This window comes from Rubripirellula obstinata (assembly GCF_001642955.1).
GTDB classification, from domain to species: domain Bacteria; phylum Planctomycetota; class Planctomycetia; order Pirellulales; family Pirellulaceae; genus Rubripirellula; species Rubripirellula obstinata.
In genome coordinates this window covers 1-3,753 of record NZ_LWSK01000225.1, presented here as the reverse complement: position 1 = coordinate 3,753, position 3,753 = coordinate 1, and the positions used below count along the sequence as shown (strand labels likewise).

Genomic DNA, 3,753 nt, shown 5'->3' with positions numbered 1-3,753 from the left:
TTTGTTCGACTTCCCTCGGGATGAGTGACGACACCAATCCGGCAGTAGTTAATACGACGTCTTCTGCGAAAGGCGACACTTATTCCCCGCTCGTTCCTTAGTTCGTTTAGCCGCGTTGGGCATCGCCCCGCGCGTTCGGAGCCGCACGACGCGCGGGGCGATGCCCAACGCGGTTAAACGATTTAAAAACCCTTCACGGCGTTGGGCGATACCCCAATGGCACTTACTTTAGAATTGAACTGACTGAATGCGTTAACCTAGGCCGGAACAAACGCAGCGCAGTTCCGGCAATTCGGCGTCGTACAATGCAATTGCCGGAACTGCGCTACGCTTGTTCCGGCCTACGCAATTTAGAGCGAACGATCTAAAGTAAGTGCCATTGGGCGATGCCCACGCGGCTAAACCAAGCAGCAACACTTTCACCCTTCACTCTTTACCCTTCAAACTTCCCTAATCATGTCTTTGATTCAGCCACGTACCCTGAAGGGTTTTCGCGACTACTTACCCGAAGTCATGATTCCGCGCGAACGGATGATGCAAACGGCGCGGGAGGTGTTTCGATCGTTCGGGTTCGCACCCATCGACACGCCGGTTCTGGAGCACCTTGAAATCCTGACGGGCAAGGGCAGTGATGAAACTGACCGCCAAATCTATCGCTTTCAGGACAATGGCGGACGTGATGTTGGGATGCGATTCGACCTGACGGTACCGCTTGCCCGCTTTGCGGCGCAGCACATTGGGACGCTTGGGAAACCGTTCAAACGTTATCACATCGCGCCGGTTTGGCGCGGCGAAAATCCGCAAGCGGGTCGCTATCGCGAATTTGTTCAGTGTGACTTTGACACGATCGCGACCGAATCGGTGCTTGCCGATATCGAAGCGGTTGCGGTCATCAACTCTCTGTTGGAATCGCTCGGCTTTGATCGGTTCACCATCAGCTTGAACAATCGCACGATCTTGACAGGCCTGTTGGAAGGTCTTGGGTTGTCTGATTCGACGGTTCCGGTTTTGCGAAGCCTGGACAAGCTTACGAAAATCGGTCGTGAGAAAACGATCGCTGAAATGGTCAGTGCTGCGGGTGTGACCGAAGACCAAGCCGAGTCGGTCTTGCGACTCGCCGATTGCAACGGAACACCGGAAGAGATCTTTGCGATGTTGCCCGAGGTAACCGGCGGGAACGAAACCGCGGCGGCAGGCATCGATCGGCTGCAAGAGATTTATCAGGGCGCGGTTGCATCGGGTGTTCCAGCGCGACGGATCAAGTTGGATGTTTCGATCGCTCGCGGGTTGGACTATTACACCGGCGTGATTTTTGAAACGACACTGGATGATCTGCCCGAGATTGGAAGTGTTTGCAGCGGCGGTCGGTACGACAACTTGGCTGGGCTGTACACCAAACAACACTTGCCCGGAATCGGCGCGTCGCTTGGACTTGATCGATTGTTGGCGGCGATGGAGAAACTGGAATTGCTGCCGAAAATCTCAGCGCCTGCACCCATCTTTATTGCGTACTTCGACGCCGACCATCGCGACGACTATCTTCGTCTGGCGGCGAACCTGCGATCGGCAGGCCTTGGCGTCGAGGTTTATCCCGAGCCAAAGAAACTGGGCGCTCAATTGAAGTACGCCGACCAAAAAGGATTCACGTTGGCGTTGATCGCTGGCGGTAACGAATGGGACGCGTCAACGGTGCAAGTCAAAACGTTGGCGTCGAAGGAAACGTCGGATGTTGCTTACATTCACGACGACGCAAAAGAGCTAGTGGCGTTCGTGACCAATGCACTGGCAGCAAAATGATTCGGCGGCCTTCGCGGTCGTTCCCGCTTCGCCTTACAGCGGGAAATCTTCTTCGGCTGCGCCTTTGGCGTACAGCGGCATGTGGCGGTAGTAGACTTCCAAAATCATGGTTGCGAACGCGGTGCTGGCTAGGCGGCCGCCTTCCAATGGTCCGCGGTGCGACTTGCTTTTTGGGAAAAACCAACTGCCTTTGTCACCACGTCCTTGGGCTTGTGTTTCGACGAGCCAGTCACGCAATTCGACGTTGAACTTGTCCCAATCTTTTCCGCCGTAATGCCGTAGGACCTGCGCCGCGTAATAGTTGTAATAGATGTCTCGTTTGTCGACGCCAATCTTGGACAAGTGACCAACGCCTTTGACGATGCCGGGATGAGTTTTGTCCCAACCGGTGTACATGCGACATAGCAATCCGACAGCGACGCAACCGGGGCGATTGGTCGCCTTCTTAATCCGGCTGCGATAACCGTAAATGTCACCTTCTTTCGATCCCACTTTGTCTAAAAACAAAATTGAACCTTGGACAGATTTGGGTGGCACCAGCAGATGTCCCATATGCGCACTTTTCAGAGCCATCACCTGCCAACCGGTTACCGACGTGTCGCCTCCGTCACGTTGACGTGGTTGGTAATACCAACCGCCATCGGAACATTGCGCCGCAGCAACAAAGTTCACGGCCGCTTGCGCTGGATACAGCAACTCGGGATCTTCCGTCATCGCGTACGCTTCGCACAATGCAATCGTCGCCAATCCTTGGTCGTACATGTTGCTGTTGCCGCCGGTGAAGTCCAGCACGGGCAAGCCGTTCAGGTTGCCAGCTTTTCCGTTTTGGATCAGAAACTTCAACCCGCGATAGACGACGCTGCGGTAGTCACCTTTCACGTGTGTTTGCCCGGCTCCCATGAAAGGCAGCAACGCCATCGCGGTCGCTGAGTTCACTCGCTTGGCTTGTTTGGGTTCGCCTGGATCGCCGCAGGCACCGTTGCAAACTAAATTGTGTTGATAGGTCCAACCGCCATTGGGCAGTTGGTGCCTTGAAAGCCACTTCAAAGCGTTGGTGACCGCCGCTTCGCTGGACGAATTGCCGCCGTAAGCCCGCAGCAACCGTTTCTTTGAATCAGCAGACCGGCTATCGAGCGGTTGCATCATCATTTGCGTCAGCGTTTGTAATTCCGACGGCTGCGAAGCCAAGGTGCCGGCCATGTCCGGCATCTCCATCGCAAACTCCGCCATTTCCATCGGAGCAACTTCCAACGGTTCAAGCGTCTCGATCGATTCGCTGATCTCGGGCATCGGTTCGGACATTTCCTCCGTCTCCGACATCTCGCCCGGATCGATTTCTTCGATCGCAAACTCTTCGATCTCGGGGCCGTCATCCTCGGTGCTGGATGCGGTCAAAACGTTGACCACCTTGACCGGGTCGGCGATCGTGATCAGGCCCAGCAGCAACAAAATTGCGACGTGAACCAACATGCTGATCATCCACGCCGGGACGGCTCGGACCAACCCAAGCAAACCGCCCTGGCGATGGCCATCGATCTCGTCATCCCTTGCCAACGGTTCGATTTCACCATCCAAAGTCGGCGCGGCCGTTGATCGAGGCTTGTCCTTGGTCGATGGAGCGTCAGTAGCCATGAAAGATGATTTCGAGTTGAAGAATTCGAGTGCTGCTGCGTTCTTATTTTAGCAGGATTTCGCGAAAGCGACGTGAGTGGAAGGACCGTCGGAACAATAAGTGGCGTAGCGAAACTCGCCAAGAGTTTCGGCAACTCGACAGTTGGCGTAGCGAAACTCGCCAAGAGTTTCGGCAACTCGACAAACCGAAAGTCTTGGCGACTTGTTGAACTATCTCGTTTTCGATGGGTTTTGGGGTGGTTTCCCCCTTACCCCCGCTGCGCTCATCGCGCAGCGGGAGCCTCGTTAAGTCGTCGTGTCGGGTTGGAGGGATAGGCGGACGGG

2 protein-coding genes are annotated in these 3,753 nt (G+C 55.3%); one reads left to right on the top strand and one right to left on the bottom strand.

The window, feature by feature from the left end:
• Positions 1–462 precede the first annotated feature (462 nt).
• Positions 463–1,797, top strand: a complete 1,335-nt coding sequence (hisS, locus tag RC85_RS25135) for a histidine--tRNA ligase (protein ID WP_068267599.1) — start codon at positions 463–465, stop codon at positions 1,795–1,797.
• Between the two features lie 33 nt (positions 1,798–1,830).
• On the opposite strand, the gene RC85_RS25130 is transcribed toward hisS, so the two are convergent.
• Positions 1,831–3,429, bottom strand: a complete 1,599-nt coding sequence (locus tag RC85_RS25130) for a prenyltransferase/squalene oxidase repeat-containing protein (RefSeq protein ID WP_235033476.1) — start codon at positions 3,427–3,429, stop codon at positions 1,831–1,833.
• Positions 3,430–3,753: the final 324 nt, after the last annotated feature.

Excerpts from the sequence above, each read along its gene's own strand:
- RC85_RS25130 (WP_235033476.1), bottom strand. The coding sequence starts at position 3,429 with ATGGCTACTGACGCTCCATCGACCAAGGACAAGCCTCGATCAACGGCC.